The following is a 26,072-nucleotide window of genomic DNA, read 5'->3' on the forward strand; positions in this document are numbered from 1 at the left end:
ACGTCCGAACGGCGCGGCGCGCTCGACTCGATCAGCGCGCCCCGCGCATCACGTGGCGCATCACCACGTCCTGGAGCAGCTCGGGGATGGCGCGCTTCAGCCGCCAGACCCAGCGGCCATCGCGGTGAGGCACGGCGTAGAGGCGGCCGGCGTCGACCGCTTCGACCGCGCGCCGCGCCACGTAGTCGGCCTGGAGCCCCTCGCGCCCCATGAGCTTCTCGGCGGCCGCCTTCATGGGCCCGTCGAGGCCGCGCCCGCTCGAGGCGATCTGCGTCCTGAAGAAGGTCGGGCACAGGACGGTGACCCCGACGCCGTGAGGGGCGAGCTCGAGCCTCAGCGTCTCCGACAGGGCGACGACGCCGGCCTTTGTCACGCAGTAGGGAGCGATGCCCGGCACGGAGATGAAGCCGGCGGCGGACGCGACGTTCAGGAAGTGTCCGCTCCGCTGCTCCTTGAAGCGCGGCGCGAACGCGTGGCAGCCGTGGATGACGCCCCAGAGGTTGACGCCCATCACCCACGCCCAGTCCGCGAGCGGGATCTCGCCGACCTGCCCGCCGGCGCAGACGCCCGCGTTGTTCACGACGAGATCGACGCCGCCGAGCGCGCGATCGGCCTCGCCCACGAGCGCCGCGACGTCCTCGCTCCGGCTCACATCGCAGCGCACCGCGTGCGCCTCGCCGCCGGCCCCGGCGACGAGGCGCGCCGTCTCCCGGGAGCCTTCCTCGTTGAGGTCGGCGAGGAGCAGCTTCGCCTGACGGCCCGCGAGCTCGATGGCCAGCGCGCGGCCGAGGCCCGAGGCGGCGCCGGTGATGACGGCGCGGGGGTGCTTGGGGAGGGGCATGACGAAGGCGCATATCATGAAGGCTGTCCCGCGTGGCGTCCGCCCCCCCCCCCACGCCCGAGCCCCGCCCGCGTCGCGCTGCGATCACGAGCTCTCAGGGCTCCTCCTCACGCTTTGGACACAAAGCAAGACGCCAAGCCCACCAGAGGAAGACCGTGCTCCCCTGGCGTTCTTGGCGCCTTGTCGATTCGACCCGCGGATCGCGTCAGGCGCTGCCGCGCGCTCCTCCCTGGCCCGCGCGCGCGCCGCCGCTCAGCCGCTGCCCGAGGAGCTGCTTCGCGCGCTCCGCGAGCCGCAGGTGCTCTTGCCGCACCTCGCTGAAGAACGAGGCGAGCTCCTGATCACCCTGCCTCTGCGCGTCCTGAACGTACTGTGAATAGGTCTCCGCGCCCTGGAGAGCATGGTAGAGCACGCTGACCAGGTTGTAGTCCTTGTCAGGGACAACGCTGCTCTCGCTGCGGCCTTCCTGCTGCCCGGAGCCCTGCTGTCCCTGCGCGCCCATTCCCTGCTTCTGCTCGTTCGCCATTCCAAACCTCCTCGATTTTCCCAGCGCGGCCGGGGCAATGCAAGCGGGAGGCCGCCCAGCGGAGAGCCCGCGATGGCGAGGACTCCTCGCTGCCGGCGCGGTCGCTCCGCTCCACGCGTTGCGTCCTGCCACAGCAGGCGGACGCTCGCGCAGGATTGCGCCACCTGAGCGCGTCGCGCCCCTCGCGCCCAGGAGCCTGCGGGCGTGCTCGACGCAGCCCGCGCCGGCGCGCCGCAACAGGCTCTGCTCAGCCCGCTCGACGCGCGCCTCGAGGTCATCCGGTGAGGATCGCGTCTGCCCAGATGGCAACGGAGGCTGATCGGATGACATCCGATTCCGTCATGACGGGGGATGTGGTGATCACCCCCACGCCCGCGAGATATCGAGCCGATCCAGGCCGGCGCGAGCTGATACGCTGCTCTAGCTCGCGCACGAGCGCTTTCCTGTCCAGCCCTCGCCCGATCCTTTCTATGCAATCACGGTCCCACGGCGTGTCTCTCTCGATCCGAACCCTCTGTCGTGCGCACGCGGCGCGCGCGGCCCTCGCCACGCTCGCGCTCGCGGCCGCCGCGTGCGGCGCCGACGTCCCCGGGCCGGGCCAGCAGCGGGACACCGGCGTCCACCCGCGGCTGCTCGCGCGGCCCGAGCACCGCGACCTGCTGCGCTCGCGCGTCGATCGCGAGCCCTACGCCTCGATCCTCGCCACCCTGAAGCGCCGCGCCGAGCGCCCGTACGCGGAGGACCCGGATCCGGCCTCCTGGGACTACAGGACGAACGGCGACAACGCCTCGACGGCGCAGGCGAACGCCCTCCTCGCCTGGGCCTTCGAGGACCAGGCGGCGGCCGCAAAGGCGCGCGATTTCCTGCGCCGGCTCGAGCCCGATTGGGACACGAACTCGGTCCTTGATATCAACATCCGGATGGCGAAGACCCTGATGGGGTACACGAACGCGTGGGACCTCCTGAGCGCCACGCCGTGGCTCCCAGACGGAGAGTCCGCCGAGGCGGAGCGCAAGATCACCGAGATCACCGGCCAGCTCTTCGCCAAGTACGTCGAGCACGATTTCTATCGGAATCTCCTGCTGCTCCCCGCGCAGAACAACCACCCGATCCGGACCGCCGACGCGATCGGCTATGTGGCGCTCGCGTTCCCCGGGCACCCGTCGGCCGCGGCCTGGTGGAACTGGTCGATCTCGGAGCTCGCCTACCTCTGGGGCCCGGACGGCCAGTACGTGCAGCCCGACGGCGGCGCCTCCGAAGGCCCGTACTACGCCAGCTTCGCCTGGGGACCCACCGCGGCGTTCTTCATCGCCCTCGACAACGCGCTCGAGGCGCCCGTGGCCTTTGCGCGCGACTGCCGCACCCGCTCCGACGAGGACCCGTGGGCCGGACACGGCTGCGTCGACGGCGAGCAGGCCACGCTCGAGCTCCCGCTGCGCGGCGGGCTCTTCACGAAGTCCGTCGACTGGTCGCTCTCGCTGCGCCTGCCCTGGGGCAGCCGCCCCCCGGCCGACGACGGCGTCTTCACCCCGTTCAACGGGAGCCCGCTGCTCACCTCCTTCGGAGGCAGCGGGGCGTATCGCTGGGACTGGGAACAGAACCGCGACAGCCCCCAGGACATGGAGTTTGGCAGCGACCTCATCGCCCATCACCTTGTCTACATCGACGACGCGGCGGCCGCCGAGGAGCCGCCCTTCCTGACGCGCTTCATGCCCGACGCGGGCAATGCGGTGTTCCGCTCGGACTGGGGCGAGGAGGCGCGCTGGCTCCTGCTCCTCGCCGAGCACGGCTCGGCGCGCAAGGCGCTCCACGACCACGTGGACGGCACGTCCTTCTCGCTCGCCGCCTACGGAGAGTACCTGTTGATCGACCCCGGCTACTACAAGCCCGATTCGCTCGACAACGCGAAGACCAGCCAGTCGCCGTCGCACAACGTCATCCTCATCGACGGCCGATCCGCGCCCGACAAGGGGGTCTTCAACAACTTCGGCGACGCGGACGCCTGGATCCGGAACACCCACGACGGCGCCGCCGTCGAGTACGCGGAGGCGCACCAGGACTACCAGGACACGCACGTAGAGCGCTCCGTGGCCTTCATCGACGGCCGCTACTTCGTGGTGGGCGACCGCCTGGCGACGTCGCGCCCGGCGGCGCGCGCGCACGCGTGGCGGCTGCACGGCTACGCGGGGCTCACCTCCGGGGGCAGCTTCGAGCTCCTCCCCGACGGCGCGCGCTGGGAGCGGGCGCGGGCGGGCGTCGAGGTGCGCGTGCAGTCGACCGCGCCGGGGCTGGCCGTCGTGGAGCCGCCGTACACGCCGCTCACCGTGCCCCACGTCCACGAGTTCGAGAAGGACCGCAAGGCCGCCGACCACGCCGTCATCGACGCCACGGTCGAGGCCGAGGCGCCGGGGTTCCTGGCGGTGCTCCTGCCCTACAAGGTCGGCGCGGACAGCGGCCCCGACGCGCCCCTCCGGGCGGCGCCGATCGAGCTGAGGCCCGGCATCGTCGCCTGGCAGATCGAGAGCGACGGCGGGACCGACGTCGCGATCCTCCGGGGCGCGGGTGCCTCGGAGGAGCTCACGCTCCCCGGCGGGCAGGTCCTCGAGACCGACGCGGAGCTCGTGGTGCTGCGGCTCGAGGGCGAGCGGCCGTTCGCGCTGATGGCCCGGGGCACGCGGGTGCTCCTCGACGGAGCCCCTCGTGTGACCGCGCCCGACGCCACGGGCGTCGCCGTGGAGGAGTGAGGCGCCGATGGCCGCCCTGTCGCGCATGTCCCGCAGGCCGCCGCGCCTCCGCGCGCTGCTCGTCGCCGCCGCCGCGAGCGCCGCCGCGGCGGCCGGCTGCTCGAGCGATCCGGGCGGCCCCGGAGAGGCGTGCACGCCGACCTCGCCGTCGGCAGAGGACGCGTTCGCGCGCGAGCGCGCCCCCGGCTCCGAGAGCATCGCGCTGGCGCGCGCGGTCGCCGACCGCTGGATCGCCGAGCATCCGGCGGAGTCGCTCCTGTGGGACTGGGGCGAGGGCACGGTCATGCTCTCGCTCGTCGAGCTCTACCGTGTCACTCAGCACGCGCCGTACCGGGACTACTACCGGCGCTACATCGACCGGCACATCGAGTACGGCTACGAGATCACGACAAGCGACCGCTGCCCACCGGCCGCCGCCGCGCTCGCGCTCCACGCGGAGTCGTGCGCTGCGCCCTACGAGACGATCGTCACCGACGTGCTCCGCTACCTCTACGAGGAAGCGCGCCGGACGGAGCAGGGCGGCATCAGCCACCTCGGCGTGTCGCCGCTGTTCGAGCCCACGCTCTGGGTCGACTCGCTGTTCATGTTCGGCAACGTGCTCATCCGCGCCGGCGACGCGCGGGCGCTAGACGAATTCTCGAATCAATTCCATATCTTCGCATCGCTCCTCCAGGACGGGCCGGGGCTCTTCAGGCACGCGTACAACTGGGCGACGCCGCAGGACCCGGACGTGTACTGGGCGCGCGGCAACGCCTGGGTCACGGCGGCCGGCTACGAGTACCTCCGCGTGCGCGCGGCGCGCGGCGAGCGCGACGAGGCCGTGGCCGCGTCGCTCGATCGGCAGGTCGCGGCGGTCCTCGCCGCGCAGGACCCGGGGACCGGCCTGTGGTGGACGATCCTGAACCGCCCCGGCGAGATCTACCTGGAGACGAGCGCGACGGCCCTCTTCGCCGTCGGGCTCGCCCGCGGCCTCCGCCACGGCTTCCTCGACGCCGCGGTGCGCCCCGCGATCGACAGCGCCATGGCGGGCGTGCGCTCGCGCATCGAGGAGGACGCGTCAGGGCGCCCGGTCGTCACCGGCATCTCCGGTCCCACGACGGTCGGCAGGCTCGACGACTACGCGGAGGTCGAGCTCCGCGACGACATCTCGTACGGCGTCGGGGCCGTCGTGCTGGCGCTGGTCGAGACGTCGGGGCTGTAACGCCGCGATCTGCCGGTCTTCCGGCCACGTCGCTCCCCCGCTGCGTCCGTGCGCTCCGGTTGCTTCGCTGCCGCTCTTCGCCTACGCCTCACCGCGCCGACTGGCCTTCACGGCACGATGATGGGAGCAACAAGCGCGGCGCGCCCTGGGACCTCGGGCCCGCGTCGGGCGAACGCAGGGCGAACCCAGAGATCGGGCGCGCCGCGGCCGAGGACGTCGCGCCGACCGCCGCCGAGAACCTCCATGTCTCCACTCGTGAAGCTCGACGCCATCACCAAGACCTACTGGATGGGCGAGGTGGAGGTGCAGGCGCTCCGCGGCGTCTCCCTGGAGCTCTCCCGGGGCGAGATGGTCGCCATCATGGGCGCCTCGGGGTCGGGCAAATCGACGACCCTGAACGTCATCGGCACGCTCGACCGCCCCACCGCCGGCCGGTACCGCCTCGACGACGAGCCCGTCGAGGAGCTCGACGAGGTCGAGCTCGCGCGGCTCCGCAACCGCAAGATCGGGTTCGTCTTCCAGTCGTTCAACCTCCTGCCGCGCGACAGCGCCCTCGCGAACGTCGAGCTGCCCATGGTCTACGCCGGCGTCCGCCCGGTCGAGCGCCGGGCGCGGGCCGAGCGCGCCCTCGCGCGCGTCGCGCTCGAGGATCGGGCGCACCACCTGCCGAACCAGCTGTCCGGCGGCCAGCAGCAGCGCGTCGCCATCGCCCGCGCCATCGTCAACGAGCCGCCGCTGCTCCTCGCGGACGAGCCGACGGGCGCGCTCGACTCCGCCACGAGCCGGCAGGTCATGGAGCTCTTCTGCGCCCTGCACGCGCAGGGCATGACGGTCATCGTCGTCACCCACGACCCCTCGATCGCCGACTACGCCACCCGCGTCGTCACCTTCCGGGACGGCGCCATCGTCGAGGACACCGGCCCGCGCGGCCGGCGCGTGGACGTCCTGGCGCCGCCTCCTGGACCCGGCTCGTCGGTCCCTGGACCGTCGTCGCCGCCTCCTGGACCGTCGTCGCCGCCTCCTGGAGGCGCCTCGTGAGCGCCCGGCGGCGGCGACGCATCTGGCCGTGGCTCGCCGGCGCCCTGGCGCTCGCCGGGACCGGCGCCGCCGTCGTCGCGATGACCCGCGGCGGCCCCCCGCCCATCGACCCCGCGCTCGTCGTGACCGCCAGGCGCGGCGACCTCGCCGTCGAGATCCTCGAGACAGGGCGCATCGAGGCCCGCGAGAAGGTCGAGGTCAAATCCAAGGTCGCCGGCCAGGTCGCCGAGGTGCTCGCCGACGAGGGCGCCCGGGTCGCCAAGGACCAGCTCCTGCTCGTGCTCGACCCGACCGACAACGAGCGCGAGGTCGCCCGCGCCGAGGCCGAGCTCGCCCAGGCCCGGGCCGCCGCGGCCTTCGCGAAGCGCGTCGTCGCGCGGCGGACCGCCGGCGTCGAGGGCAGCGTCATCGCCTCGGAGGAGCTCGACCTGGCCAAGCACGAGCTCGCCGAGAAGACCATCGCCATCCGGCTCGCCGAGGTCGCGCTGAGCGCCGCGAAGGACCGGCTCCGGTACACGAAGATCTACTCGCCCCTCGACGGCACGGTCATCCAGCGCAACATCGAGCCCGGCGAGGTCGTCACGCCGGGGGTGGAGTCGACCTTCGACGGCAAGGCGCTGCTCACCGTGGCCGACCTCTCGACGCTCGTGGTCAAGGTGGACCTCAACCAGATCGACGTGGCCAAGGTCGCGCTCGGCCAGCCCGCGACCCTGACGCTCGACGCCCTGCCCGGCAAGACGTACGCGGCCAAGGTCACAAAGATCGCGCCCGCCTCGGTGAAGCTCGAGGGGCGCGAGGTCGACGTCTTCCCTGTCGAGGCCGAGCTCTCCCACGTCGACGGCCTCATCAAGCCCGGCATGACCGCCGACGTGCGCATCCGGCTCGACAGCAGGCCGGGCGTGGTCTCCCTGCCCATCGAGGCCGTCTCCGACGAGGGCGGCAAGCCGCTCGTGACGCGCGTGGTCGACGGGCCCGACGGCGAGCAGACCACCGAGCAGGTCGAGGTCGCGCTCGGCGCGCGCAACGACCGCGAGGTCGAGATCGTGAACGGCGTCCCGGAGGGGGCTCGCGTGCTCATCAACCCGCCCTCGGCGGCCGAGAACGAGACAAGGATGTGAGGTGGGCCGTCTACCTCGCGATCGCCGCCAAGGCGCTCTCGGCGCACAAGCTGCGGTCGTTCCTCACCGTCCTCAGCATCACCCTCGGCGCCTTCGCCATCGTCCTCATGACCTCGCTCGCCGAGGGCGGCCTGCTCACGCTGAGCCGCGGCATCGAGCAGCTCGGCGGTGCGCGCCTCCTCCTCGTCGCCCCGAAGGACCCGGTGCGCGCCGAGCGGAAGAAGACGATGTACGTCACCGGCTTCACCCGCAAGGACCGCGACCGGCTCGCGCGCGGCGTCCCCCACGTCGCCGAGCACGCCATGTACGCCACGCTCGGCTCGCGCGACGTCACCTCCGACGAGGGCATCGAGGACCGCACCGATCTCGTCGCGGCCGACAGCGGCTTCCTCGACGCCTTCCGGATGCCGGTCGCCCGCGGCCGCGCGTTCTCCGACGAGGAGGACCGCCGCCGCGCCCGGGTCTGCGTCGCCGGCTCGAAGCTCGCCGCGCGGCTCTGGCGGGGCGACCCGATCGGCCGGTGGGTCACGGTCGGGTCCCTGCGCTGCCGCATCATCGGCGTGCTGGCCGCGAGCGAGCGGGTGGGCGTCGGCTTCGGCTTCAGCTGGGACGACCTGCTCGTCGCGCCGATCGACACCGCGGCGGACGTCGAGAAGGACGTGAGCACCTCGGCGCTCCTCGTCATCAAGACCGATGACGTCCGCAACAACGACCCGGTGAAGCGCATCGTCAACGCGCTCCTCGTCGAGCGCCACCACGGCGTCGACGACTTCACCCTCCTCGATTTCAGCACCATCATGGAGAAATTCGAGGCGATGTTCGCCACGATGAAGGCGATCGTCGGCCTCATCGCGGGCGTCGCACTGCTCATCGGCGGCGTGGGCGTGATGAACATGATGCTCGTCAGCGTCTCCGAGCGCGTCCGCGAGATCGGCATCCGCAAGGCGCTCGGGGCGGCGCCGCGCGACATCAGCGCGCAGTTCCTGTGCGAGGCGGCGCTGCTCTCCGGCTGCGGCGGCCTGCTCGGGGTCGCCGGCGGCGCGATCGCGGCCGAGCTCGCCTCGTCGGTCATCCGCCGCTTCACGCCGGGCTGGGTCGGCGCGGTCTCGACGTCGGCGGTGATCGCGGCGCTGCTCGTCTCCTCCGGCGTGGGCGTGGTCTTCGGGTGGCTGCCGGCGCGGCGCGCGGGCCGGCTCGACCCGGTGGCGGCGATGCGGCGATGAGGCTCGGCGACCTCCTCCACTCGACGCGCGCCGTCGTGGCCGACCGCACCCGCGCCGCGCTCACGCTGCTCGGCATCATCATCGGCACCGGCTCGATCGTGCTGCTCGCCTCGCTCCTCGCGGGCGGCGAGGAGGCGCTCCTCCGGGCGAGCCAGCAGGCCGTGGAGGCCGACCTCATCCAGGTCCACCCCGCCGAGGTGAGCGTCAAGGATCGGCGGCGCACCCGGCGCGATCTCTCGCGGGACGACGCCCGCGCGCTCGCCGCGTCGCGCGCCCTCGGCGGCGCCTCTGCCCTGAGCGAGTCGGTGCTCGCGACCGAGGCCCGCGTCGGTCCCAAGAAGAAGCGCATCACCCTCGTCAGCGCGGCGCCGGCGGCGCCCGCGCTCTACGACCTCGAGCTCGCGGCGGGCCGGTTCCTCGTCGAGGCGGATCTCGCGGCGCGGCGGCGCGTGTGCGTCGTCGGCCACGAGGTCTGGGCCGAGCTGTTCGGGGGCCCTCCCGCGCGGGCGGCGCAGGCGGAGCCGCTCCACATGGCGGCCGACGGGCACCTGTGGACGGTCGTCGGCGTGCTCAAGGACCGGCCGATCCTCGGCTCGACGGACGACACGAACATCTGGAACCGCAAGGTCCTCGTCCCGGAGACGACCTTCGACGCGCTGTACTCGCCGGCGCACCACACCGATCGCATCTATGTGCGGCAAGAGCCGCTCGCGGCCGTCCAGCTGCCGCTCGCCGCGCTCCGCGGCGTCATCGACGCGACGCTCCTGCGCCGCCATCACGGGGTCAAGAACTTCAAGATCGAGGACAAGGACAGCCACGCTCAGGAGCTGCTCGTCCTCGACATCATCAAGATGCTGCTGCTCAGCACCGGTGTCGTCGCCCTGGTGGTCGGGGGCATCAACATCATGAACATCATGCTCGTGACGGTGACCGAGCGGACGCGGGAGATCGGCGTCCGCCGCGCGGTCGGCGCCTCGCCCCGCGCGATCCTGCTGCAGTTCCTGTGCGAGGCGGCGGCCGTCTCGCTGCTCGGGGGCGTGCTCGGGGTGCTCTCGGGCGTGGCGCTGTCGTGGCTCGCCGGCGCGCTGCTCGCGCAGCTGGTCGGCCGCTGGGCCTTCCATGTGGAGGTCTGGTCGATCGTCCTCGGCCTCGGCCTCTCGGCCACGATCGGCGTGGTGTTCGGCTTCTACCCGGCCTGGCGCGCCGCGCGGCTCGATCCGATCGAGGCGCTCCGCGCCGAGTAGCGCCCGTCTTCGGCGCCGCCCGCGACGGCGCGCCGCGGGGCGGCCCCTCACGTCGCGGCGGTGGCCACCGGCGTCTCGGCCCTGGCGGGGCTCTCCTCGTGATCTCGCCTCGCGTGCGGGAAGCGGTCCATGCGGCTCAGCACGGGGAAGCCGAGGGCCCACAGCGCCGCGACAACGAGGGTGGCGCTGCCGCCGAGGAGGATGGCGGGGAGCAGGCCGAGCCAGCCGGCGGTGAGGCCGGACTCGAACTCTCCGAGCTCGTTGGAGGCGCCGATGAACACCGCGTTGACCGCGCTCACCCGCCCGCGGATCGCGTCCGGCGTCTCGAACTGCACGAGGATGTGGCGGATATAGACGCTCACCATGTCGCCTGCGCCGACGAGGAACAGGGCGATGAGCGCGACGGTGAGGCTCCGCGTCTGCCCGAGGCCGATCGTGGCGAGCCCGAACACAACGACGCCGCCGAACATCCAGCGGCCGACCTGCCGCGTGATCGGCCGGAAGGCGAGGACGCCCGCGGTGAGCGCGGCGCCCACGGCCGGCGCCGTGCGGAGCATGCCGAGGCCGGTCGGGCCGGCCTGGAGCACGTCGCGCGCGTACGCTGGCAGGAGCGCGACCGCGCCGCCGAACAGCACGGCGAACAGATCGAGCGATATCGCGCCGAGCACCACCGGCCTCGACCAGACGAAGCGCAGCCCCTCCAGCACCGCGCTGAGCGACGCCGGCTCGGACCGCCTGGCCTGCTGGGTCGCGCGCACGAGGCCCATGAGCACGAGGGAGGCGAGGAGCAGCGCCGCGACGATCGCGTACACGATCGTCGACCCGGCGAGGTAGAGGAGCCCGCCCAGCGTCGGCCCGAGGATGACCGCGACGTGGAAGCTCGACGAGCTGAGCGCGACCGCCTTGCTGAAGCTCTCGGCCGGCACCAGGTTCATCAGGATCGCCTGCTGGGCCGGCATCATGAAGGCGCGCGCGCTGCCGAACAGCACGAGCACCGCGAACACGGGCCACACCGCCTTCAGGCCCGACACGGTGAACGCGAGCAGCAGCAGCGAGCAGAGCAGCTCCGCGCCGAGGCCGACCGTGATGATGCGGCGCCGGTCGAACCGGTCCGCCGCCTGCCCGGAGGGGAGGATCAGGGCGAAGAACGGCGCGAACTGGGCGAGGCCGATGAGGCCGAGATCGAAGACGTCGCCGGTCAGCGCGTAGACCTGCCAGCCGATCGCGACGCTCTGCATCTGCACGGCGACCGCGGAGAGCAGCCTCGCCGCGAGGTAGAGCGCGAAGCTCCGGTGGCGCAGCACGCCGAGCCCGGTCATGTGGTTTGAAGACATTCGACGCCGCCGGCGACCCTCGATGGGCAGTGTGGACTCACGCTCACGCTCGATGAGCAACAGCGCATGTCGCGACCGAGCCCGGGAGCCGCGCCACCGACATCAGCACGCGCCGCTCCAGCAACGCCCGCGCCACGAGGCGCGTGGAGCTCGCGCGAGCGCGTTCAGGCCGCGATCCATGCGAGGACCCGCGGCCGCTGCTGCCTTGGCAGCAGCCTGTGTTGCTCCGCTGCGTCTCCACGAGCAGCACCCCGGGCGAGCGGCGCTCACCCGCGGAGCCGGGCGGGAGGGCGAGCTCTTCATCCCTGGGCGAGCCGGGCGAGCGCCTCGCCGGTGAGGCGGTAGACGGTCCAGTCGTCCATGGGTTTGGCGCCGAGCTTGCGGTAGAAGCCGATGGCGGGCTCGTTCCAGTCGAGCACGGACCACTCGAACCGCCCGCAGCCGCGCTCCACCGCGAGCCTCGCCAGGTGCACGAGGAGGGCCTTGCCGTGGCCTGCTCCGCGGTGCTCGGGGAGCACGAAGAGGTCTTCGAGGTAGAGCCCCGGCTTGCCGACGAAGGTGGAGAAGCTCTGGAAGAAGAGGGCGAATCCGACCGCGACCCCCTCCGCCTCGGCCAGGACGACCTCCGCGGCGGGCCTCGGGCCGAAGAGGTGCGCTTCGAGCTCTTTTTCGTCGAAGACGACCTCGTGCGCGAGCCGCTCGTACTCGGCGAGCATCCGGATGAGGCGGGCGATGGTGGGGATATCGGCGGCGGTGGCGGGGCGGATCATGGCGTCTCTCCGGCGTGTCATACCGCATCGACCTGCCGGAGCGGAAGGCGCGCACGCGACCTGCCGCGACCCTGACGCGCCCGTCCGCGCGGCGGGGCGAGCGCCAGAGCGGCAGCGCGGCTTGCCGCTCGGCGCGCGCCCGTCCTAGGCTCTCCCGCACCTCGATGACCACGACACCGCCCTCCGCCGCCGGCCCGCGCTGGCTCTACCTGCACGGCTTCGCCTCGGGCCCGGGCTCGACCAAGGGCGTCCAGATCGCCGCGCACTACGAGCGGCGCGGGGTCGCCGTCGAGCGGCTCGACCTGCGGGTCCCGTCGTTCGAGCGCCTGCGCCTCGGCGCGATGATCGACGCCGTGAAGCGGGCGCTCGGCGGAGAGCGCGACCGGGCCGTGGTGATGGGCTCGAGCCTCGGGGGCCTCACCGCGTGCCGCGTCGCCGAGCAGGACGCGCGGGTGTGCGCGCTTGTGCTGCTCGCGCCGGCGTTCCGGATCATGGAGCGATGGCGGCAGCGGCTCGGCGAGGAGGCCTTTCAGGCGTGGAAGGAGCGGGGCTGGCTCGAGGTCGACGATTACGCCGAGAAGCGGCGAGCCCGGGTGGACTTCGGCTTTGCCCTCGACGCGGCCGAGGTGGATGACCGCTCGGGCGGCTGGCCCGACGTGCGGATACCGACGCTGATCGTCCACGGCCGGAACGACGAGGTGGTGGACATCGAGCTCTCGCGGACCTTCGCGGCAGGGAAGCGGCATGTCCGGCTCATCGAGGTGGACGACGGCCACGAGCTCGTGGCGTCGATTCCGCGCATTCTCCGCGAGACCGACGATTTCCTGCGCCACTTCCTCGGCAGCTGACGAGCGCGCCTCGCGCGCTTCGTTCCGGCCGAAAGCTGCCTGGACCGCAGTTCCTGAACACCTGCTCAGTCGGGCACGCCAGCTGGCCGTCCCCTCATCAGGCGAGTCGCATTCTATGCGGGAAGGGCACAGCTATCAAGAGTGAAGCGCTTCGCCTATCGCTCGTGTGCATCCGGCTGCGGATTGGCCGCGGCCGAGCGATCGGAGGAGCGAATGGAAACAGCGCAGGACCTCGGGCGGACCGCGTCCGTCAACGGCATCGACATGTACTACGAGCTTCGCGGCGAGGGGCCGCCGCTCGTGCTGCTTCACGGCTTCACCGGGGTGGGCGCCGACTGGGCTCACGCGCTCGATCTCGCGGAGCTGGGGCGCGATCACCGGGTCATCGTCCCCGATCTGCGCGGGCACGGCCGGTCGACCAACCCGTCCGGCTCCCTGACCATTCGCCAGTGCGCCCTCGACGTCTTCGCCCTCCTCGACCACCTGGGGGTGAAGGCGTTCCGGGCCATCGGCCTGAGCTTCGGCGCCAAGTGCCTCCTGCACCTGGCCACGCAGCAGCCGGAGCGCGTCGAGTCGATGGTCCTCGTGTCGGCGACTCCGTATTTCCCCGAGCAGGCCAGGGCGATCATGCGGCAAGTCTCCGACGAGGGCCGATCCGAGGCGGAATGGGAGGAGATGAGGGGCCGCCACAAGCTCGGCGACGCGCAGATCCGGGCGCTGTGGCGCCAGCCGCGGCGCTTCGCCGACAGCCACGACGACATGAACTTCACGCGCCCCTACCTGTCGACCATCACCGCGCGGACGATGATCGTGAGCGGGGACCGCGATCCCCTCTATCCGGCTGAGATTGCCCTGGAAATGTACCGCGCCATCCCGCGCTCCTGTCTGTGGCTCGTGCCGAACAGCGGACACGCGCCCGTCTTCGGCGAGTGGAAGGAGCCGTTCGCCCGGGCGGCGCTAACCTTCCTGCGCGGCGAGCAGGCGGCTCTCCACGGCTAGGTGGACAGGAATTCCTCGCTGCGTTTGCCCGCTTGGCGTAGCCCTGATTCAGCGAAGCGGGTCGGCGAGGCCCACGCCGATGGCGCCGGCGGCCATGCCCATGCCTGCGCCCGCGGCGATCAGCGCGCCGTCGGGGTGACCCGAGGCCCAGAGGGCGAGGGCGACCAGGCCGGCGAGGGTGCCTCCCAGCGGGAAGTTGGCGCGCCGGTAGCGGGTGGGGCCCAGCGGGGCGTTCCAGAACCGCTTCCGTGGATTGGCGTGCAGGCCGCGGGTGACGACGACGCCGAGGGCCAGCCCGGCGATCAGCGCGCCCAGCGCGACGAGGCTCATGATGTGCATGGCCGGCCAGTATGGCACGGCAAGCTGTCAGCGCGGAACGCGCGTCTGCCCCGAGCCTGACGCGCACAGCGCCCTTCACGTGACGCAACGTTCACACTCTGCCCCCAGAGCTGGCTGAGCGGCGAGCGCCGCGCCTGGCGCGGGCTTTGCTGAACCATGGTTTTGATGAACGCGATGAATGATAGATCGGCTGGTGACACGATGGGTCCGCGGTTGCAATGGAGTGCCTCGGTGCTGGGGGCCGCGCTCGGAGCGGCTGCCTTGACGGGCTGCGCGACGTCCGACGAGGACGCGCGGTTGCAAGGGCCGCAGAACGCGCTGGCGGAGCAGAGCTTCGCGAATCTGTGGCTCGTGGATGGTTGTATCGGCGGGGGGAAGGTGAATTTCTGCAGCACGGAGTCGGTAGAGGAGGTGCTGGAGCTGGCGATCGATGAACCGTCGGTGTTGCGCTTTGCAGAGGAAGGAGAAGCGCCGGAGGGCCTGTATTGGGATACGGCGCACCTGGTGGTGCAGGGGTTGGCGGCGGGCACCGCGAACGTGCGCGTGAAGGCCCGCTTCAGCGATGCGGAGCGCGAGACGGAGATGAAGGTGGAGGTGGTCGAGGTGGATGCGATCGAGGTGCGATCGAGCTGCGCGGAAGCGCAGGCGCCGCTGCGGGTGTCGCCGGGCAAGACGCTGAGGTTCGATGCGGTGCCGCAAGGCGGGGGCAAGCCGCTGGATGGTCTGTTGCCGGGCCTGGTGCAGGGCGATGGCGTGACGTGTTCGGTGGGCGCCTCGGGCTCGCGTCTGAATTGCTCGTGGACGGCGCCGCTCGAGGGGGGCGCGGTCGAGCTCGTGTCTGGCGTGCTCCCCGGCTTTCGCGGCCGCATTCAGAGCTACGGCGCGAGCGATGTCACCGCGGTGCACGCGTTCACGCAGCGCATCTGGCCGAGCACGGTGGGCCCTGGCTGGACGGTGCGCCTGCCCACCGCCACGGCCTTGAAGGAGGGGGTGCCCTGTGAGTCGTTGCCGGTGCACGCGGTGACGGCCACGCCTTCCATCTGTACGGGCCCAGAGGGAGAGCTCGCCTGGGACGCGAGCGTCGACCACCAGATCCCGGTCAAGATTCTCCAGACCGGAACCTGCAAACTGCAGCTCGGCGCGGTCGGCGCCGCGACGCTGCCCAGCACGGCGGAGTTCGCGATGCGCGTCGTGACCCAGGCCACCGTGGACCACCTGGCCCGTCCGGAGACGCCGTGCGCGGTGGAAGGCGCAACCGCGTGCAATACCTTCAGCGGTTCCATGCGCTGCGAGGACGGCCGCTGGCATGATCTGACCACGTGCGACCCTGGCGTTTGCGAGTTCGTGCGACAGGGCGAAGCGGGATGCGCGAGCGCGGAAGGCTGCGCGGTTTGTCGGCCGTAGCGACACGAGACCATCAGACCTCCTCGACCATCGTCTTGCTCACCTGCTCGAGCGATTCGCCCATCGCCTCCACCCCGACGAGCGCCGCGTCGTCCAGGCTCGCCTCCGCCGCCTGCGCGGCGCTCACCGCCGTGTAGGCCCGCGTCAGCGCGGCGACGTGATCGGCGATCCGCGCGTCCACCTTGCCGATCACCGCCTCGGCCGGCGCCCCCGCGGCCCCCTCGCCGGCCGGCGGAGGCTCCCCCTGGCTCGCCTTCCGCTCCCGCGCGGCGCGGCCCACCGCGAGCGTGCGCTCGAGCCTCGCCCGCGCCTCGGCGAGGCGCAGCAGCGACGCCCAGGTCGCCCGGGCCTGGCGCGCCGCCCTGCCATCGAGCAGCTCCTCGCCCGCGACCGTCCGGCGGAGCTCCGCGCCCTCGCGGAGCGACGCGCGCGCGGGGCCCGTGATCTCGCCGGCGGCGCCGTCGAGGGCGTGGGCCACGGGGTCGTCGGCGTCGATGAGGAAGGGGAGCGCGACGAGCACCGCGGACACCACGAGCGCGACCCCGCGGAGCGCGAGCGACCCCGCGCCGAAGGCGGCGGTGAGCGAGCCGGCCAGGGCGCCGCCGGCGAGCGCCGTCCCGATGTGCAGCAGGCGAGCGCTCCTGCCCCGCACCCGGACCGAGCGCTCCGCGAAGCACAGGCCGGCGAGCGCGGCGCCGGCCGCCGCCGGGGACGCCGCGCCGAGGACGCCGAACGCCAGCGCGCCGAGCGCGCCCCCGGCGACCGCGAGCGAGGCGAACGCCCCGCTCGCCGCGACGGCGAGGAGGACGGCGGCGGCCACGAGCAGCAGCGAGCCCGGGACCGGGCCGAGCCGGAGCGCGAGCGACGCGAGCCCGAGCGAGAGCGCAGCGGCGGCGACGAAGGCGACCTTGCGGAGCATCGTCAGCGCCTCGACAGGTTGGAGATGTCCTTCTCGACCGCGCGCTTGGCCGCCGCCTTCCCGGCGGTGCTCGCGGGCAGGGCGGAGAGGAACTCCTTCTGCGTTGCCTTGTACTCCATCAGCTGCTTCCGGAGCGGGGCCGCCGCCGCGTGCGGCGCGGTGGCGACGGCCGCGCTGAGCTCGTTCATGCTCTCATCGATGAGGCGCTGGGCCCGCCCGACGTCGCCCTGCTGGTAGGCGTCGGCGGCCTCGAGCTGACGGCGCGAGGCGACGACGCTCATGGCGTCGGCGAGGACCGCGAGGTCCTTGCCCGCCTCGACGGCCTCGGCGGAGGTCGAGCCGGTCAGCGGGAGCCCGGCGATCCGGGCCTGTACGCCGTCGCCGCCGACCCGGCTCCAGCTCACCTGCCCCTCCACGGCCCGGGTCACGTCGCTGTCGAGCGAGGCCGCGAGCTCGAGGATCACGCGGCGCTCGTCGCCGGAGAAGAGCGAGCCGAGCGCGAGCTCGACCTCGGCGCCGGAGGCGAGGGGCCTCGTGTCGGCGCCGGAGGCGCGGACGAGGCGGACGCCGGCCGGGAGCTTCACGCGGGCCGACGCGCTCTCGATCGTCGTGGCGGCCGTCTCCTTGAGCTCGCGCTGGAGGAAGGTGGCGAGCGCCGAGGCGTCCTTGACGAAGGCGAAGTTGCCGCGGCCCGCCTGGGCGACCGCGCCCATGTACGCCTCGTCGAAATCGAGGCCGATCCCCATAGACGAGATGGTGATCCCGCGCCCGGCGCTGTCCCGGGCGACCTGCTCGCTCTGGGCTCGCGTGCCGTCGAGGCCATCGCTCGCCAGGATCACGCGGCGCACGCGGCCCTTGCCGGCGTCGGCGAGGGCGAGCACGCCCTGGGCGAGCGCGGGCGCGATGTGGGTTCCGCCGCTCGACTCGAGCTCCAGGACCCGGGCGATCAGGTCGGCCCGGACGCGGCCGGCGCGGGCGAGCGGCTGGAGGAGCTCGCTGTCGCTCGAGTAGCGGACGAAGGCGATCTCGTCGTCGTCGCGCAGGTCGCGGAGGAGCCGCACGGCCGAGCGCTTGGCCTGATCGAGCTTCTCGCCGGCCATGGATCCCGAGGTGTCGAGGACGATCACGATCGAGAGCGGCGCGCGCTCCCTGGCCTGCTCGACGGGGTCGGCCTCGACGATCAGCTCGGCGAACACGCGCTGTTCGCCGCCGCTGAGCACCTTGGTGTGGCTGAGGGCGAAGGTGCCGTGAGCGCCGGGCCCCGAGAAGGAGGTGCTGTTCGATCCGCTCGAGGCGACCGCGGTGAACGCGCTCGAGGGGCCCTGGTCAGAGGCGGCGGATCGGGCGAGGACGAGGCTACCGGCGGCGAGGACGACGGCGCTGGCGGCGAGTCCGTGGCGGACGCGGGCCGTGCGAAACCAGGTGCGAATGGACATGGGCTTTCTCCCGGGGCTCCGGACGGACGAAGTCCACGCGCCCGGGGACGGGTGGGCGCCGCTTCGTCAACGTCGAGTGGACCCGTCGACGTGTCAGGTCGCGGATGGATCTGGAAGTGTGACCGAGGTCCTCCGGCGACCCCGCGTCCAGCGCGCTAGCGCGAGGCGCAGCGGGCCGCGACGTGGCGGCCGTTCGCGCCCTGGCCGGCAAACAGGGGGCCCACGTCGGAGAGCTCGAAGGCGACCGACGTCGGCTCGATCGCCGTGATGGTGAGCCTGCCGAAGCCCGCGCCGGCGCCCCCGGCGACGGCCCCGGAGCCGCCGCAATCCGCGTTGGATGACGTCTCGAAGATCCTGAAATCGTCGCTCGCCGTATCCACCTCGCCGACGGCGAGCATCGACGCGGGCATGCTGAGCTCCAGAGCCCACCAGTCGCTGCAGGGCGAGAACGTGGGGCGCGCTTCGGGATCGCGGCAGGACAGGGGCAGGCTGGCGATGCGGAAGGTCACGGTCGCGTCGCCATAGACGACCGCGCTCACCTGCGGCGCGGAACTGCCGGAGGTCGTCGGCGGAGGCGCGGTCGTCGGCGAAGGGGCGGCGGAGGAGGTGGTCGTCGAGCCCGGGCCGTCAGCGCCGCCAGAGCCGTCAGCGCCGCCCCCGCCGCCGTCCATGATCACGGCGGCGCCGCACGCGGTGTGAACGAGCAGAACGAGCGAGCCCACCGCCCTGGCGATGTGTCGAGGTGAGAGCGTCATCGTGGCATCGTATCGCGCTCCGCCGAGGCTCGTGGACACAGGTCGCTGCGCCACGAGCGCGTGTGCTACCATCGACCACAGCAGATTCGGGTGGCGGCTGCCCCCGTGCCAGAGCGCGCTGCGCGGAGCTCGCATGAACGCACCCGTCGTCGAAGGAGAGGTGATCGCCGGCAAGTACCGGGTCGATCGCGTCCTGGGCCGCGGCGGCATGGGGATGGTGGTCGCGGCGAGCCACCTGTTCTTGCCGCAGCGGGTCGCGATCAAGCTCCTCCTGAGCGACGAGGACGGGAGCCCGGCGCTCGCGCAGCGGTTTCTCCGCGAGGCGCGCGCGGTGGTTCGCCTCAAGGGCGAGCACGTCGTGCGGGTGCTCGACGTCGGCGAGCTCGACTCGGGGGTCCCGTACATCGTGATGGAGTATCTGGAGGGCGAAGATCTCTCCGAGGTGCTCCGCGACCGCGGGCCGCTCAGCACCCAGGACGCGGCCGACTACGTCCTGCAGGTCTGCGTGGCGATGGCCGAGGCGCACAACGCGGGCATCGTGCACCGCGATCTCAAGCCGGCGAACCTCTTCCTCACGACGACGCCCGGCGGGGCGAGGCTCATCAAGGTGCTCGACTTCGGGATCTCGAAGGAGCTGCCGGGCGGCAGCGAGAGCGGCGGCGCGTCGCTGACGCAGACGCGGGAGATGCTCGGCTCGCCCATCTACATGTCGCCCGAGCAGATGCGCTCGTCGCGCTCGGTCGACGCCCGCTCCGACATCTGGGCGCTCGGCGCGATCCTTTACCGGCTGCTCACGGGGCGGCCGCCGTTCGAGGCCCCGGCGCTCGCCGAGCTCGTCCTGCAGGTCGCGAGCGCCGACCCGGTCCGGCCCAGCGAGCTCCGGAGCGACATCCCCCCGGCGCTCGAGGCCGCGATCCTCCGCTGCCTCCAGAAGGATCCCGCGCAGCGGTGGCCCACCGTGGCCGACCTGGCGCACGCGCTCGCTCCCTTCGCGCCCGCGGGCGCCAGGGAGCGCGCGGAGTGCGCTGCGCGGATCCTCGGCGCGCCGCCGACGCCTCGGCCCAGCGCGCCCGCGGCGGGCCCCGAGCCGGACACCCTGTCGAGCGCCGAGCCGGGGCCGATGGAGACCTTGCTGCCCACGACGCGGGGGCTCGCGCGGACCTTCGCGAGGCCAGCGCGGCGCAGGACCTTGATGGTGGCGCTCGGAGCGGCCGCGATGGCCTCGCTCGCGCTGGCGGCCGCGGTCGCGCTGCGCCGCGGAGCGCCGGTGGGCGAGGCGCCGCTGTCGAGCGCGGCGATCGCGCAGGACGACGGGGCGCCGCAGCGCGCGCAGCCAGGCGCGGCCGGCGACCTGGCGGGCCCGCTCATCGCGTCGGAGCCGCCGGCGACGGCGCGCGAGCCGGCGCCGGCCGCGCCGCCGCCGGCCGCGCCGCCGCAGGCGTCGGCCGCTCCGGTCGATGCGGAGGAGCGCCCCGCGAAGGCGCCGCCGCGCCGGCGGCCGGCGGCGGTGCCGAGCTCGCCGCCGCCGGCCGCGCCGCCGAGAACGCCGGCGCCCGTCGAGCCCACGAACCCCTTCGCGATCCCTCTCAAATGAGATAGGCATGACCGGTCTTCGACCGGCGGCACCCTCTCCAGACGAGGTATCGATGCGCTTACGCATGCCGGCGATGCGGCCCGCGGCCGCGATCGTCCTCCTGACGCTGACCACGGCCCGCGGAGCCGCAGCGCAGCAGGCCGCGCCGGCCGCGCCCCCTGCTGCGCCCGCCGCGGCGCCGCTCGCCGAGGTGCTGACCGGCGCGGCCAGGGCCGATTACGAGCTGGGGAAGAGCCTCTTTGGCAATGGCGACTTCGCCAACGCGTTCACAAAGTTCGAGCACGCCTACGCGCTCTCGAAGGACGTGCGCCTCCTCTGGAACATGGCTGTCTGCAAGAACAGGATGCACCGGTACAGCCACGTGCTCACGCTCGTCGAGCGGCTGAGGCGGGAGGACCGCGGCGCCCTGACCCCGCAGGACTGGGCGACGATCGACGCCCTCGAGCGGGGCGCCAGATCCCTTGTCGGGCACCTGGACATCGCGGTGAGCGAGGCGGGCGCGGAGGTGACGATCGACGACGCGCCGGCCGGGAAGACGCCGCTCTCGGGCAAGGTGATCGTCGACTCCGGAGCGCGGCGCATCCGGGTCGACAAGCCGGGCTTCAAGGCGCATGTCCGGGTGGAGCGCGTGGCGCCCGGCGCCGAGGTGGTCGTGCAGATCCAGCTGGAGCCGCGGGTCCACGCAGGCAAGCTCTCCGTGAGCGCGCCGCCGGGCGCCCGCATCGCGCTCGACGGCGCGCTCCTGGGGCAGGGGCGGTGGGACGGCGCCGTGCCGAGCGGCCGCCATGCGCTGCGGGTCACGGCGCCGGGGATGATGCCGTATGAGTCGGAGCTCGTGATCCAGGACGACGAGCTGAGCCGGCTCAGCGTCGGCCTGACGCCGGTCGCGAGTGGTCCGCGGACGTGGGTGTGGCTCACGGGCGGCGCCCTCGTCGTCGCGGCGGGCGTCGTCGTCGGCGTCCTCCTGCTCCAGCCCTCGCCGGCCCCGCCGATCGAGGGCACCCTCGGCCCCACGCGTCCTACCGGGTTCGGAGGCCGGTGGTGAGGGCGCCCTGCTGGTCCACGGCGGCCACGGCGGCGCTCGCGGTGGCCCAGGCGGCGTGCTCGGCGCCCGTCACGGGGGAGCTCATCGTCGCCATCCAGACCGACATGGCCGTTCCCAAGGACCTCGATCACGTCGAGCTACAGGTCCTCTCCGGCGGCAACCTCGTCATCCCCAACCAGCGCTTCCTGCTCGGCCCGGAGGGCGTCAGTCTGCCCGCGACACAGGGGCTGACGGTCTCCGAGGATCCCGGCCGGGAGATCAGCCTCCGCGTGCGGGCGATCCTGCGCGGTCAGGTCCGCGTGGAGCACGCGGTGATCACGACCGTCCCCGAGGATCGCGTGGCGACGCTCTGGGCGCCGCTCCATTTCCTGTGCAGCATGGACGAGGCCGACGACACAAAGGGCGTGTGTCCGGGGGACGAAACGTGCTTTGCCGGGCGGTGCCGAGATCGCCTCGTGCGCTCGGAGCTCCTGCCCGATTACGTGGAGGAGGACGTCCTGCGCCGGGCCTGCTTCGACGTGGCGCGCTGCTTCGGCGACGCGGCTCTGGCCGACGTCGACCTGGCGGGGTGTACGATCGCGGCGGATGGCGACGTCAACGTCGCGATTGTCACCGAGGGAGACGGCGTCTGCGTCGGCTCCGGGTGCTTCGTGCCGCTCGACGCGGAGAGCGATGCCGGCGCTCGCCGCACGCCCGAGGGGCGCATCGCGCTCCCGGCGGCGCTCTGCTCGCCGGGCTCGCCCGCGCCCCTCGTTGTCGCGTCTCCGGTCACCGCGGCGTGCCCGCTCAAGCAAATCGGCGATCCGTTCTGCGCCGGCGACGAGGAGCAGCCGGTCGTCCTGGCGGCGCGGCAGCGCAGCCCGGGGTCGCTCGCGGTGAGCGACGACGCCGTGTTCTGGACCGAGCAGGGCGCCCTGAGCGGTCCGGACGATTTCCAGGGCGACGGCGCCGTGAAGCGGGTCGCGCTCGCGGGCGGCGCGCCGGAGACGCTTGCCTCGGGGCAGGCTGCGCCGCGCCAGATCGCGCTCGACCGCGCGACCGGCCAGGTCTTCTGGACGAACCGCGGGGTCGGCGCGGCCGACAGCGCGCTGATGCGGTGGAGCGCCGGCGTCGGCGACGCCGCCGTCGTGCTGGACGAGCGGAGTCCGGGAACGGCGGGCATCCTGGAGGGGCTCGCGACCGACGGTGAGCACCTGTTCTTCACGCTGCTCCCCAGGAACGAGGTGTCCGGCGGCGTGGGCCAGGCGGCGCTCAGCGGGCAGATGACGGAGCCGGTCGTCGACGCCGGCTTTCCTTACCGCATCGCGGCGGCGGACAGCGTCGTTTGCTGGACCGACCAGGGCGTCGCCGACACGGGCGCGGTCTGGTGCTCGAACGACGGCCTCGCCCGTCCGGTGAGCGTGGGCGATCGGGAGAGTACGCCGTACGGCATCGCGCTCGACCCGAGCGACCCGGCGGAGGTGTTCTGGGTCAACAACTTCAGCGGGGAGGTTGTGCGGGGGGCGGTGGACGGCGGGAGGCGCGAGGTGCTCGTCGAGGGGTGCGGCGGCCCGTACGGCATCGCGCTCGACGAGCATTTCGTCTACTGGACCAACCGCGGCGACGGCACCGTGAAGGGCCTGCCCCGCGGCGCTGCGCCCGGCGTCGGCTGCGGCGCCGAAGCGGTGCTCACGCTCGCCGAGGGGCAGCGCAAGCCGGCGGCGATCGCGGCCTTCGCCGGCGCGATCTACTGGGTCAACGAGGGCAACGAGCCCCCGTCGGGCAGGGCCGACGGCGCCGTCATGAGGCGCGCGAAGCCGCCGCCGCCGTGATCGGCGGAGCGGCCGCGCCCCCGGCATGCCGGGAGGGTTCCCCGGCGGGCCGGCGTCCTGTCCGGCATGCCGGGAGGGTTCCCCGGCGGGTCGGCGCCCTGTCCGGCATGCCGGGAGGGTTCCCCGGCGGGTCGGCGCCCTGTCCGGCATGCCGGGAGGGTTCCCCGGCGGGCCGGCGTCCTGTCCGGGCATGCCCCAGGGCTTCCCGGAACGGGGCGACGTGGTGCTCGTGCAGGCCGATCGGGTTCTTTCCAGGGGTCGCTCACCTGCCGGACAGGCCAGGGGGCGTCCAGAACCGGGTCGTCGACCTGTTCTGCAGCCCTCGAGGCATCTTACCAGCGCTGAGGCGCGGCCAGCGCCGGGCAAGGCCGACGACGCCGTCGGACGGCGCGCGAAGCCGCCGCCGCCGCCGTGAGCAGCAGAGCGGCCGCGCCCCCGCCTGGCGCAGCCGGGCCGGCGACCCTGCAGGCGCAGCTCGGGCCGCCCTCCTCCTGGGGGGGCGAGACCCCGCCGCCCGCGCCCCCATCGCCCCGCTCGCCGCCCTGCGACGACGATGATGTCGCTGGAGCGGCGACGTGGTCGCAGCGCCCACCGAGGCACATGCCATCCCCCTCGCACGGCGCCCCATCGACCTTCTTCCGGGGCACGCACGCGCCGGTCGCCTCGTCGCAGGCGCCGTCGGTGTGGCACTCGTCCGTGGCCTCGCAGGTGATCGCCTCGACGACGCAGGCTCCTCCCCGGCAGGCGCTGATGGTGCAGATACCCTGGCCCTCGCAGGCCGCGGTGTCGTCGGGCGTGCCGACGCACTCGCCCCCGCTGCAGGCGTCGCGCGTGCACGGGTTCCGGTCGTCGCAGGTCGCGGCGTCGTCGGCCTCGCCCGCGCAGGTGCCCGCGTCGCAGGTGTCATCGCTCGTGCAGTCGTTGCCGTCGTCGCAGGCGCGACCCGTCACGGCCGAGCACGTGCCGTCGGCGCTCGCGCCGGCCGCCTCGGCGCAGGCGTCGCAGGCGCCCTCGCACGCCGTGTCGCAGCAGACACCGTCCACGCAGGACCCGGTCTGGCACTCGCAGCCGGCCCCGCACGTCTCGCCGGCCTGGCCGAGGACGTACCGCTCGGACGTCGCGTGTGCCCTGCGTATCTCGGCAACATCCCGGTATTCCCCGCCCGTGATCAGGACCGAGCCGTCATCGAGGAGCGTCGCCGTGTGGAACGAGCGAGCCGCGATGAGCGGCCGCGCGCCGGTCCATCCCTTCGTGACCGGGTCGTAGAGCCACGTGTCGGCGAAGGTGATCCCCGCCCACTGCCCGCCTGCGACGAGCACGCAGCCGTTCGGGAGCCGCGTCGCCGAGTGCCGGTATCGATTGGAGTTCTCGAAGCTCCCGGCCTCGCTGAAGGCCCCCGGGCCCGGCGCTCCCGGCGTGTAGATCTCTGCCCCGGAGGAATGCCCGACCACGAGGACGTCCCCGTCCTGGAGCAGCGTCGCCGTGTGCTGGTAGCGCTCGCTGCGCATCATCGGCCCCGGTGCCCAGGTGTTGGTCGCCGGATCGTACAGCTCGGTGCTCCGGAGCCCGGACGCCTTGCCGTCGTAGCCGCCGGTGACCAGGATCTCGCCCATCGCGAGCCGCGTGGCCGCGTGCATGGTGCGGGCGATCTCGCGGTCAGGATCCCTCGTCATCGTATCGGTGCTCTCGAAGAAGCGGAAGACATAGGGCTGCGGTGTGTAGCTGTTCAGATCGGACGTGCCCCCGACGATCAGGACATCTCCGGCGGTGATCGCGTGCTCTGCCGGGAGCACGGTCACCGTTTGATGGTAGAGCGGCGCGACCACGCCCATGGCGGGCGGGGATTCCGGCCCCCACGTGTTGTCTTCCGGATCGTACAGCTCGTACGTGGAGCCCATGGGACCGACGTCCCCGCCCACGGCGAGGAGGCGCCCGTCGTGGAGCGCGGCGATCGCGTGGTCGGCGCGCGGCGTCCTCATCTCGTTGCCCGGCTCCGCGGGGGGCGACCACGTACCGTCGGTCGGATCGTAGATCTCCACCGTCCGGAGCTTGGCGGACTCCTGGTTGAGCCCACCCGCCACGAGCAGGCGGGTCCCGAGCTCCGCCATCGCGTGACGGCGGCGGCCGAACCCCATGCTCCCCGCGGGCACCCACTCCGGGTCGACGAGCACCTGCTCGCCCTCCGCGTCGACGAACAGCTCGATCCGCCCCCCGCGCGCCGCCAGCCGCGCGTCGACCTCGCGCCCGCCGGCCGCGTACGCCGCCGGCGCCGTCACGCGGAGCCGCACCGCCCCCGCCGCGTCGGCGATCTCGATCGCCCCGTCCCGCGCCGCCAGCGCGCCGCCCTCGACCTCCCACGCGGCCACGGGCGCGTCGCGCCGCACCGCCTCCGCGTCGAGCAGCAGCCACTCCTCGACCCCGTCCGGCGTCGCCGTCCAGAACGACGACCCGCCCGCGCGCCGGTAGACCACCGCGCGCTCCGCGAGCATCGCCTCGCCTCCGGCCCCCACCTCGCGGACCCGGAGCGTCGCGCCCCCCGCGAGCTCGAAGACGATCGCCTCGCTCCCTTCAGCGGGCAGGCTCACCGCGACGCCGCCGTGGCGCGCGGCCGCGGCGCGCTCGATCCCGCCGCCGCTCCGGAGGAACCCCGGACCCACGCTCAGGACGGCCGCGACCTGGTCGGGAAAGGCGCGGCGCAGCACCTCGTCCGGCGGTGCTTCGGGCGCTGCGCACCCGGCGAGCGGCTGGAGCGAGGCGAAGAGCGCGAAGGCAGCGAGCGGGAGATGCAGGCCGGGGCGAGGACGGATCATGGCGGATGGGAGCGCAGCGTATGAGAGCGCACTCCCGTGGGCCTAGCTCCTCGTCAGCCGAAGGGCGAATCGC

21 protein-coding genes are annotated in these 26,072 nt (G+C 73.1%); 12 read left to right on the forward strand and 9 right to left on the reverse strand.

Features of this window, described 5'->3' with window-relative positions:
- Nucleotides 1-31: 31 nt before the first annotated feature.
- Both WME75_RS05975 and WME75_RS05980 read right to left on the reverse strand, forming a co-directional pair.
- Nucleotides 32-841 carry an SDR family NAD(P)-dependent oxidoreductase gene (locus tag WME75_RS05975; RefSeq protein WP_437487138.1) on the reverse strand — a complete coding sequence of 270 codons (810 nt, stop codon included), beginning with the start codon at nt 839-841 and terminating at the stop codon, nt 32-34.
- 205 nt (nt 842-1,046) lie between these two features.
- The gene (locus WME75_RS05980; RefSeq protein ID WP_437487139.1) at nt 1,047-1,367 is read right to left on the reverse strand and encodes a hypothetical protein; all 321 of its coding nucleotides are present in this window, start codon (nt 1,365-1,367) and stop codon (nt 1,047-1,049) included.
- 491 nt (nt 1,368-1,858) lie between these two features.
- On the opposite strand from WME75_RS05980, the gene WME75_RS05985 reads away from it, so the two are divergent.
- The 6 genes from WME75_RS05985 (at nt 1,859) to WME75_RS06010 (ending at nt 9,935) form a co-directional block, all read left to right on the forward strand.
- Nucleotides 1,859-4,111 (forward strand): heparinase II/III domain-containing protein, encoded by a 2,253-nt coding sequence (locus tag WME75_RS05985; protein WP_437487140.1) that lies wholly within the window; start codon nt 1,859-1,861, stop codon nt 4,109-4,111.
- 7 nt (nt 4,112-4,118) lie between these two features.
- A complete protein-coding gene (locus tag WME75_RS05990) occupies nt 4,119-5,312 on the forward strand; it encodes a glycoside hydrolase family 88 protein (protein WP_437487141.1) in 1,194 nt (397 codons plus the stop codon).
- Between the two features lie 243 nt (nt 5,313-5,555).
- Nucleotides 5,556-6,350: an ABC transporter ATP-binding protein gene (locus tag WME75_RS05995; RefSeq protein ID WP_437487142.1), complete on the forward strand. Its 795-nt coding sequence runs from the start codon at nt 5,556-5,558 to the stop codon at nt 6,348-6,350.
- Nucleotides 6,347-7,468 (forward strand): efflux RND transporter periplasmic adaptor subunit, encoded by a 1,122-nt coding sequence (locus tag WME75_RS06000; protein ID WP_437487143.1) that lies wholly within the window; start codon nt 6,347-6,349, stop codon nt 7,466-7,468. Before WME75_RS05995 ends, WME75_RS06000 begins: the two co-directional genes overlap by 4 nt.
- Nucleotides 7,465-8,691, forward strand: coding sequence for an ABC transporter permease (locus tag WME75_RS06005; protein ID WP_437487144.1), 1,227 nt, complete (start codon nt 7,465-7,467; stop codon nt 8,689-8,691). Before WME75_RS06000 ends, WME75_RS06005 begins: the two co-directional genes overlap by 4 nt.
- Nucleotides 8,688-9,935, forward strand: a complete 1,248-nt coding sequence (locus WME75_RS06010) for an ABC transporter permease (RefSeq protein ID WP_437487145.1) — start codon at nt 8,688-8,690, stop codon at nt 9,933-9,935. Before WME75_RS06005 ends, WME75_RS06010 begins: the two co-directional genes overlap by 4 nt.
- Nucleotides 9,936-9,982: 47 nt before the next feature.
- Here WME75_RS06010 and WME75_RS06015 read toward each other — a convergent pair whose 3' ends face one another.
- Together WME75_RS06015 and WME75_RS06020 are read right to left on the reverse strand one after the other, a co-directional pair.
- Nucleotides 9,983-11,269, reverse strand: a complete 1,287-nt coding sequence (locus WME75_RS06015; RefSeq protein ID WP_437487146.1) for an MFS transporter — start codon at nt 11,267-11,269, stop codon at nt 9,983-9,985.
- Between the two features lie 299 nt (nt 11,270-11,568).
- A complete protein-coding gene (locus WME75_RS06020) occupies nt 11,569-12,039 on the reverse strand; it encodes an N-acetyltransferase family protein (RefSeq protein ID WP_437487147.1) in 471 nt (156 codons plus the stop codon).
- A gap of 164 nt (nt 12,040-12,203) precedes the next feature.
- Here WME75_RS06020 and WME75_RS06025 point away from each other — a divergent pair, with 164 nt between their 5' ends.
- Together WME75_RS06025 and WME75_RS06030 are read left to right on the forward strand one after the other, a co-directional pair.
- Nucleotides 12,204-12,887 carry a YqiA/YcfP family alpha/beta fold hydrolase gene (locus WME75_RS06025; RefSeq protein WP_437487148.1) on the forward strand — a complete coding sequence of 228 codons (684 nt, stop codon included), beginning with the start codon at nt 12,204-12,206 and terminating at the stop codon, nt 12,885-12,887.
- Nucleotides 12,888-13,100: 213 nt separating this feature from the next.
- A complete protein-coding gene (locus WME75_RS06030) occupies nt 13,101-13,886 on the forward strand; it encodes an alpha/beta fold hydrolase (protein ID WP_437487149.1) in 786 nt (261 codons plus the stop codon).
- Between the two features lie 48 nt (nt 13,887-13,934).
- On the opposite strand, the gene WME75_RS06035 is transcribed toward WME75_RS06030, so the two are convergent.
- Complete coding sequence (locus tag WME75_RS06035; RefSeq protein WP_437487150.1) at nt 13,935-14,225, reverse strand: hypothetical protein; 291 nt, start codon at nt 14,223-14,225, stop codon at nt 13,935-13,937.
- 165 nt (nt 14,226-14,390) lie between these two features.
- Between WME75_RS06035 and WME75_RS06040 the strand changes: the two genes are divergently transcribed.
- On the forward strand, nt 14,391-15,629 hold the full coding sequence (locus WME75_RS06040) for a hypothetical protein (RefSeq protein ID WP_437487151.1): 1,239 nt from the start codon (nt 14,391-14,393) through the stop codon (nt 15,627-15,629).
- 13 nt (nt 15,630-15,642) lie between these two features.
- Here the strand turns inward: WME75_RS06040 and WME75_RS06045 are convergent, their stop codons facing one another.
- The 3 genes from WME75_RS06045 to WME75_RS06055 form a co-directional block, all read right to left on the reverse strand.
- A complete protein-coding gene (locus WME75_RS06045) occupies nt 15,643-16,548 on the reverse strand; it encodes a hypothetical protein (RefSeq protein ID WP_437487152.1) in 906 nt (301 codons plus the stop codon).
- Nucleotides 16,549-16,550: 2 nt separating this feature from the next.
- On the reverse strand, nt 16,551-17,984 hold the full coding sequence (locus tag WME75_RS06050) for a vWA domain-containing protein (protein ID WP_437487153.1): 1,434 nt from the start codon (nt 17,982-17,984) through the stop codon (nt 16,551-16,553).
- A gap of 155 nt (nt 17,985-18,139) precedes the next feature.
- Nucleotides 18,140-18,739 carry a hypothetical protein gene (locus WME75_RS06055; RefSeq protein ID WP_437487154.1) on the reverse strand — a complete coding sequence of 200 codons (600 nt, stop codon included), beginning with the start codon at nt 18,737-18,739 and terminating at the stop codon, nt 18,140-18,142.
- 133 nt (nt 18,740-18,872) lie between these two features.
- Here WME75_RS06055 and WME75_RS06060 point away from each other — a divergent pair, with 133 nt between their 5' ends.
- Genes WME75_RS06060 through WME75_RS06070 form a run of 3 tightly spaced genes read left to right on the forward strand, consistent with a single transcriptional unit; the run spans nt 18,873 to nt 23,189 of the window.
- Nucleotides 18,873-20,333 (forward strand): serine/threonine-protein kinase, encoded by a 1,461-nt coding sequence (locus WME75_RS06060; RefSeq protein ID WP_437487155.1) that lies wholly within the window; start codon nt 18,873-18,875, stop codon nt 20,331-20,333.
- 52 nt (nt 20,334-20,385) lie between these two features.
- The gene (locus tag WME75_RS06065; RefSeq protein ID WP_437487156.1) at nt 20,386-21,378 is read left to right on the forward strand and encodes a PEGA domain-containing protein; all 993 of its coding nucleotides are present in this window, start codon (nt 20,386-20,388) and stop codon (nt 21,376-21,378) included.
- The gene (locus WME75_RS06070) at nt 21,375-23,189 is read left to right on the forward strand and encodes a hypothetical protein (RefSeq protein ID WP_437487157.1); all 1,815 of its coding nucleotides are present in this window, start codon (nt 21,375-21,377) and stop codon (nt 23,187-23,189) included. The genes WME75_RS06065 and WME75_RS06070 overlap by 4 nt, the downstream gene beginning before the upstream one ends.
- Nucleotides 23,190-23,521: 332 nt before the next feature.
- On the opposite strand, the gene WME75_RS06075 is transcribed toward WME75_RS06070, so the two are convergent.
- Nucleotides 23,522-25,999, reverse strand: a complete 2,478-nt coding sequence (locus WME75_RS06075) for a Kelch repeat-containing protein (RefSeq protein ID WP_437487158.1) — start codon at nt 25,997-25,999, stop codon at nt 23,522-23,524.
- Nucleotides 26,000-26,072 lie beyond the last annotated feature (73 nt).

Source organism: Sorangium sp. So ce1014, from assembly GCF_051521505.1.
Lineage (GTDB): Bacteria > Myxococcota_A > Polyangia > Polyangiales > Polyangiaceae > Sorangium.

Coding starts and splice junctions, on each gene's coding strand:
- WME75_RS05975 (WP_437487138.1), bottom strand. CDS start 841: ATGCCCCTCCCCAAGCACCCCCGCGCCGTCATCACCGGCGCCGCCTCG.
- WME75_RS05980 (WP_437487139.1), bottom strand. CDS start 1,367: ATGGCGAACGAGCAGAAGCAGGGAATGGGCGCGCAGGGACAGCAGGGC.
- WME75_RS05990 (WP_437487141.1), top strand. CDS start 4,119: ATGGCCGCCCTGTCGCGCATGTCCCGCAGGCCGCCGCGCCTCCGCGCG.
- WME75_RS05995 (WP_437487142.1), top strand. CDS start 5,556: ATGTCTCCACTCGTGAAGCTCGACGCCATCACCAAGACCTACTGGATG.
- WME75_RS06010 (WP_437487145.1), top strand. CDS start 8,688: ATGAGGCTCGGCGACCTCCTCCACTCGACGCGCGCCGTCGTGGCCGAC.
- WME75_RS06015 (WP_437487146.1), bottom strand. CDS start 11,269: ATGTCTTCAAACCACATGACCGGGCTCGGCGTGCTGCGCCACCGGAGC.
- WME75_RS06020 (WP_437487147.1), bottom strand. CDS start 12,039: ATGATCCGCCCCGCCACCGCCGCCGATATCCCCACCATCGCCCGCCTC.
- WME75_RS06025 (WP_437487148.1), top strand. CDS start 12,204: ATGACCACGACACCGCCCTCCGCCGCCGGCCCGCGCTGGCTCTACCTG.
- WME75_RS06030 (WP_437487149.1), top strand. CDS start 13,101: ATGGAAACAGCGCAGGACCTCGGGCGGACCGCGTCCGTCAACGGCATC.
- WME75_RS06035 (WP_437487150.1), bottom strand. CDS start 14,225: ATGCACATCATGAGCCTCGTCGCGCTGGGCGCGCTGATCGCCGGGCTG.
- WME75_RS06040 (WP_437487151.1), top strand. CDS start 14,391: ATGAACGCGATGAATGATAGATCGGCTGGTGACACGATGGGTCCGCGG.
- WME75_RS06045 (WP_437487152.1), bottom strand. CDS start 16,548: ATGCTCCGCAAGGTCGCCTTCGTCGCCGCCGCTGCGCTCTCGCTCGGG.
- WME75_RS06050 (WP_437487153.1), bottom strand. CDS start 17,984: ATGTCCATTCGCACCTGGTTTCGCACGGCCCGCGTCCGCCACGGACTC.
- WME75_RS06055 (WP_437487154.1), bottom strand. CDS start 18,739: ATGACGCTCTCACCTCGACACATCGCCAGGGCGGTGGGCTCGCTCGTT.
- WME75_RS06060 (WP_437487155.1), top strand. CDS start 18,873: ATGAACGCACCCGTCGTCGAAGGAGAGGTGATCGCCGGCAAGTACCGG.
- WME75_RS06065 (WP_437487156.1), top strand. CDS start 20,386: ATGCGCTTACGCATGCCGGCGATGCGGCCCGCGGCCGCGATCGTCCTC.
- WME75_RS06075 (WP_437487158.1), bottom strand. CDS start 25,999: ATGATCCGTCCTCGCCCCGGCCTGCATCTCCCGCTCGCTGCCTTCGCG.